This window comes from Prosthecobacter sp., assembly GCF_014879935.1.
GTDB lineage: Bacteria > Verrucomicrobiota > Verrucomicrobiia > Verrucomicrobiales > Verrucomicrobiaceae > Prosthecobacter.
In genome coordinates this window covers 1-5,863 of the sequence record NZ_JACSRD010000035.1, presented here as the reverse complement: position 1 = coordinate 5,863, position 5,863 = coordinate 1, and the positions used below count along the sequence as shown (strand labels likewise).

General features: G+C 61.4%; 4 protein-coding genes. 1 reads left to right on the top strand and 3 read right to left on the bottom strand.

Annotation, left to right across the window (positions count from 1 at the left end; translation table 11 throughout):
- Window positions 1-141: 141 nt before the first annotated feature.
- The 3 genes from IAE77_RS00570 to IAE77_RS00560 form a co-directional block, all read right to left on the bottom strand.
- Window positions 142-1,521, bottom strand: a complete 1,380-nt coding sequence (locus IAE77_RS00570) for a DUF1552 domain-containing protein (RefSeq protein ID WP_294219708.1) — start codon at window positions 1,519-1,521, stop codon at window positions 142-144.
- 12 nt (window positions 1,522-1,533) lie between these two features.
- Window positions 1,534-3,402, bottom strand: a complete 1,869-nt coding sequence (locus IAE77_RS00565; protein WP_294219707.1) for a DUF1592 domain-containing protein — start codon at window positions 3,400-3,402, stop codon at window positions 1,534-1,536.
- A 113-nt stretch (window positions 3,403-3,515) separates the two neighbouring features.
- Window positions 3,516-3,686 carry a hypothetical protein gene (locus IAE77_RS00560; RefSeq protein ID WP_294219706.1) on the bottom strand — a complete coding sequence of 57 codons (171 nt, stop codon included), beginning with the start codon at window positions 3,684-3,686 and terminating at the stop codon, window positions 3,516-3,518.
- 185 nt (window positions 3,687-3,871) lie between these two features.
- Here IAE77_RS00560 and IAE77_RS00555 point away from each other — a divergent pair.
- A partial coding sequence (locus tag IAE77_RS00555) for a sodium-translocating pyrophosphatase (RefSeq protein ID WP_294219705.1) occupies window positions 3,872-5,863 on the top strand: 1,992 nt, incomplete at its 3' end.

Sequence of the window (5,863 nt, the reverse complement as noted above, 5' to 3'; positions counted from 1 at the left end):
CACCACCCAGGACGCACGCATCAAGCTCAAGCGGCTTTACCCTTCAACTTTAATGACATGAGCCACTAGGCTTTAGCCGACGCGAGTGTCTCACAGCCTTCAGATCGGCTAAAGCCTGCACTCCAACCTCCGTGACGATGATCACACCTTCATCATCTCCTTGATCTCCTTCGTCGCGATGCCAATAGGCCGATCCAACGGGACGCCGCTGCACGCGAGGAGCGTGGTGAGCAGATCGCCTTGATTGCCTTTCACGGTGTCGATGAAGCGGCCGGTGTTCAGCGTGCCGCTGCCTTTGCCGGCGATGATGAAGGGGAGGTTCTCGCGGGTGTGCTTGTTGCCGTCTTCGAGGCCGCTGCCCCACATCATGAGGCAGTTGTCGAGCAGCGTGCCGTCGCCTTCGCGGAGGGCGGCCATCTTTTTCACCATGTAGGCGAACTGGTCGATGTTGAACTTCGTGATGGCAGCGACTTTGCGGACCTTCTCAGCCTCGTTGTTGTGATGCGTGGGGCCGTGATGCGTGTCGCTGAAGCCGAGTTCGGGATACGAGACACCATTCGGCGTGGAGCCGATGTAGGTGCTGACGCGTGTGGTGTCCGTCTGGAAGGCGAGCACGGTGAGGTCGCACATGACCTGCATGTATTCGCTGCGCTTGTCGCCCTCGGGGATCTTCACTTCGATCGGCGGTGAATCACTGGCCTTGCGTTTGCTCGACGCGACGCCCGCTTTCTCCAGCGCGGCCTCTTTCTGCCGATACTCGATGGCGGCGATGCGGCGCTCGACGGAGCGCACGCTGTCGAGGTATTCATCGAGCTTCTGCTGGTCGCCGTGTGGCAATTTGCGTCGCAGATCCTTCGCGCCACCGATGACGAGGTCGAGCATCTGGCGGTCGAGCGGGTCAGTGGCGGCCGTTTTGCCGCTTTGGTCCGTTTTGCCGAACAAGCGGTTCAAAACACTGCGCGGATTGATCTCCGCGGGCATCGCTTGCGTGGGCGAGCGGAAGCTGCAGTGCGAGTAGTAGCCTTCGTTGAGCCCTTCCTGGTTCTCCTTGTGCGTTTGCGGCATCGTGGCGAGTTCCAGTGAAGGCAACGCGGTGAGTCCACCGATATAGTTTGCCATGATCTGATCCGCCGAGATCGCGATGTGAATCTGATTGCGCTTCGCCGCGTTCGGCAGCGAAGCCGTGAGCCACGTGGAAAGCTCCAGCGCATGCGGCGCGCTGCCAAACGGCGTGATGGGCACACCCGAGATGCCCTTCACCATGAGGCACTGGTTCAAAATCGGCCGCAGCGACTCCAGCGCAGGCGGCGGCGACTTCAGGAAGCTCTCTGGCGATTTCGGCCAGAACTGATCCATAATCACCCCATGCGGCATGTACATGAACCCGAGCCGCACCGGCGGCTTGTAGCCCGTTTTGCCTTTGACGGCATCCGCCCAGCCCATGGTTTCGAGCAAAGGAAGCCCCAGCGAGGCTCCAAGGCCTCGGAGGCAAGCACGGCGATTGAGAAGTTGGGTGGACATGGGACGAAAGGGTTACTCTTGGACTCTACGGTTCAAAAACGGATAGCTTGTCACGATCTCGGCGATGAGGGTCTGCATCTTGTGGCCGTCCTTGGCGATGGTTTGGAGCATCTGGTCCACGATGATGTGGTCGTAGCCATCAAGCTGGCGGCACAGCGCATACGCGAGGAGTTTTTCGGTGAGATTGCGGGTCAAATCGGTCTCGCGGGCGGCGATGAGGGCTTTGAGTTCCTTCGGTGAGGAGAAACGCTTGCCGCCGGGGAGTTCGCCGACGGCGTCGATGGGGCCGCCGGATTCGTCCTTGTCACGCCAGCGGCCGATGGCATCGAAGTTTTCGAGGCCGAAGCCAATGGGGTCGAGGATCTTGTGGCAGTTGGCGCATACGGCGTTGGTACGGTGCAACTCCGTGCGCTGGCGAAGCGTGAGATTGGCGACTTTCTTTTGATCCTGCTTTTCGAGCGCAGGGACGTTCGGCGGTGCGGGTGGCACACGCTGACCGAGCACCTGCTCCAGCACCCACACGCCGCGTTTCACGGCGCTGGTGCGTGTGGCGAAGGACGTGGTCGCGAGCACGCCGGGCATGGCGAGGATGCCGCCGCGGTTCGCGTCGGTGAGCTTCACCTTCTCCATCGCGTCGCCCGTGATCTGCTTTCCGAGGTCGTAGATCTTTGCGAGCGTGCCATTGAGGAAGGTGTAATCGCTGTTCACGAAGCTGACGACGCTGCGGTTCTCGCGCACGATGCTTTCAAAAAAGAGCCGTGCCTCGTCATACATCGCCGTGCGCAGTTCAGGCGTCATTTGGGGGAATTTTTGCGCATCGAAGGTCTTGTCCTTCAACTCCGCCGTTCCGAGCCACTGCGCTCCAAAGCCATCAAACAGCGCCCGCGAGCGTTTGTCGGCCAAAAGTCGCTTGGTTTGCGCTTTGAGCACCTCGGGCTCGTGCAGTTTGCCTTCGTCGGCGAGCTTTGAGAGCTCCTCATCCGGCATGGTGGCCCAAAGAAGATACGAAAGGCGGCTGGCGAGCTGGTAATCATCCAGCGGCACGATCTTTTCGCCCGTCGGCGCGTCTTTGGACGGTGTGATGAAGAGAAACTGCGGCGAGACGAGCACCGCTTTGAGCATCAGACGAAGCGCGGCGTTGCGGTCGAGCTTGTTGGCCGTTCCGAGGTCGAAAACCTTCACCAGCACGTCGAGTTCGTCGTCGGTGGGCGGACGGCGGTAAGCGGTGCGAGCAAGTTTTTGCGCCACCTCTCGCGCATCCGCCTCTTTGGCTCCAAACAGCCGCTTTTGCGCCTGCGCGGGCATTTGCTGAAGCGCGGCATTCGCGATGCCGAGATACTGCTCGGTCTGCATCGGCGAGAGCGAGTTGAGATAGCCTTCGCCGGGCACTTCATCGGGCAATTCCTTCGCGATAGCCGCATCAACGCCGAGGAAATCGTGCAGCGTGTTCCCATACTCGACCTTCGTGAGCCGGCGGATGACAAACGGCCCGGGATCGCGGGCGGCGAGGTATTTGATCTGCGCCAGCGCATCGAGAAAGCGAGCCCGTTCCTCGTCGGTGGGCTGGTCGGCATCCTCAGGCGGCATGTCGTGCGCATTCACATTCGCGATGGCCTCCATCCACTTCCGGGCAAAAGCCGGATCACCCGGCTTGCGCACGGCGACGCGCAAGTTGAGCCCCGCTTTCGGCCGGTCCGCGTGGCATTCGACGCAGTACTTGGCCACGAACTTCTCGACGTGCTGTTTGAAGGCTTTTTGAGCCGCCGCTTGCATCTCGGCGAGTTCCTTGTCCTCCGCGTGGATGGCAACGGGACCGAGGCAAAGCATGGCGACGACCATGCGGAGGCGGTGGGACGATTTGTGCGTGTTGGTGAGCTTCAAAACGGGGTCATGTATGACGCCCGGAGGTTTGAATCTCTATCCCCGATGGCATGCGGCTGCGGAAAATGGCAGACTTCGACAACGAAGCCCTGGGCTCCATGCCGACGGGCTCCTCACTGTCCGGTCTTCTTCACAGGTGAGCGGTCGCCCTTTTTGCTTTTGTCACCCCGATAGCCGTCGTCTTTGTGGCTGCGGCTGTCGAGATCATCGCGAATGTCCGGGCGGGGCCGGGTTGTGGCGTCCTGTTTGCTCTGACGGCTGGTGGAACTGCGGGATGTCTTCATGATGGCGTTGGTTTGCCCATGAATCGCATCACGGCGCGGTGGCGGCTGGCAGTGTCCGGCGGTTCCGGGCGGTCCATGGCGGAGGATGTTTAAAACTTGAGCAAGTTCTTGCCTCCAAATTGCGACTTGCTACGATCTCCGGCTTTTCCCGCCCCGACCAACCACTTCTTACTCCTAAAGCAAGCATGCCTTCCTCCTTCCTTCTTAACAATGGAATCGCGCTCGCGATCACGCTGGCCGTCGTCGGACTTGTGTTCGCCTTGATCCTGATCCGCAAGATCGTGGGTGCCGATGCTGGCAATGAGAAGATGGCCGCCATCGCGGGTGCCATCCAGGAAGGGGCCAAGGCTTATCTGAACAAGCAGGTGATGGCTGTCAGCGCCATCGCGCTGGTGATCCTCGCAGCGATCTGGTATCTGCGTGATGGTGTCACGGCCGCCGGATTCGTGGTGGGCGCGGTTTGCTCCCTGGCGGCCGGCTACATCGGCATGATGATCGCGGTGCGTGCGAACGTGCGCACGGCGCAGGCGGCCTCGAAGAGCAGCCATGGAGCCTTGCAGGTCGCCTTCAACGGCGGCGCGGTCACCGGTCTGCTGGTGGTGGCGCTCGGGTTGCTGTCCGTCGGCGTGTTTTACCTCATCGTCAAAGGCAGCACGGAGAATGCGAAGCATGCGATCGACTCGCTGGTCGGCCTGGCGCTCGGCAGCTCGCTCATCAGCGTCTTCGCCCGTCTGGGTGGCGGCATTTATACAAAGGCGGCGGACGTGGGTGCTGACCTCGTCGGCAAAAACGAGCAGAACCTCAATGAGGACGACCCACGTAATCCGGCCACCATCGCCGACAACGTTGGCGACAACGTGGGTGACTGCGCCGGCATGGCGGCGGACGTGTTTGAAACCTATGCCGTCAGCTTGATCGGCGGCGTGCTGGTCGGCCACCTGACCGTCGGAACGGATGCGGCGGTGATTTATCCCTTCGTGCTGTGCGGCCTGTCGATCATCGCCTCACTCATCGGCATCGGCTGGGTGAACTACGTGAAACAGAAGCCGACCACCGCGCTGGTGTGCGGCGTGGCGGTTTCCGGTGTGATCGCCGCGGCGCTGTTCTGGTGGGCCACGAATTCGATCTTTGGCGCGTCCGTGACGATCGCTGGCAGGGGCATCGCCAGCAGCAGCCTCTTTTACTGCGCCGGCATCGGTCTGCTCATGACGCTGCTTGTCGTGTGGATCACGAATTACTACACCAGCACGCATCACAAGCCGGTGCAGTTGATTGCGAAGGCCTCCGAGACCGGCCATGCCACCAACATCATCGCGGGCATCAGCATCGGCCACCACGCCACCCTGCTTCCGGTGCTGGCCATCGCGGCATCGATCTGGTGCTGCTACGATCTCGCCGGGCTGTATGGCATTGCCATCGCGGTGGTGTCCATGCTGTCGCTGTCGGGCATCATCATCTCGCTGGATGCCTTCGGTCCGATCACCGACAACGCAGGCGGCATCGCCGTGATGTCCGGGCTGCCTGAGGACGTGCGCAAGATCACGGACGAGCTCGACGCCGTGGGCAACACGATGAAGGCAGTGACGAAGGGCTACGCCATCGCCAGCGCCGGTCTGGCCGCGATGGTGTTGTTCGGCAGCTATGTCGAGGACCTCCAGGCCTTTGTCGGCCACAAGGTCAGCTTTGACCTGATGAATCACAAAGTCGTGATCGGCATGTTCATCGGCGGCCTGCTGCCCTTCATCTTCACCGCCTACTGCATGAGCGCCGTGGGCAGCGCGGCGGGAGCCGTGGTGCTGGAAGTGCGCCGCCAGATCGCAGCCAAGCCGGGCATCCTGACTGGCACCGACATTCCAGATTACGGCCAGTGCGTCAGCATCGTGACCAGCGCGGCTCTGAAGCAGATGATCCTGCCGGCCCTGCTGCCGCTGATTTTCGTGGTCGGCATGGCCTACGTGGGCATGGAGGCTCTGGGCGGTGTTCTAATCGGAACCATCGTGACCGGTTTGTTTGTCGGCATCGCGATGACCAGCGCCGGGGGAGCCTGGGACAATGCGAAAAAGTTCATTGAAGAAGGAAATCACGGTGGGAAGGGCAGCTTCGCCCATCAATCCGCCGTCACGGGTGACACCGTGGGCGATCCTTACAAGGACACCGCCGGTCCGGCCGTCAACCCG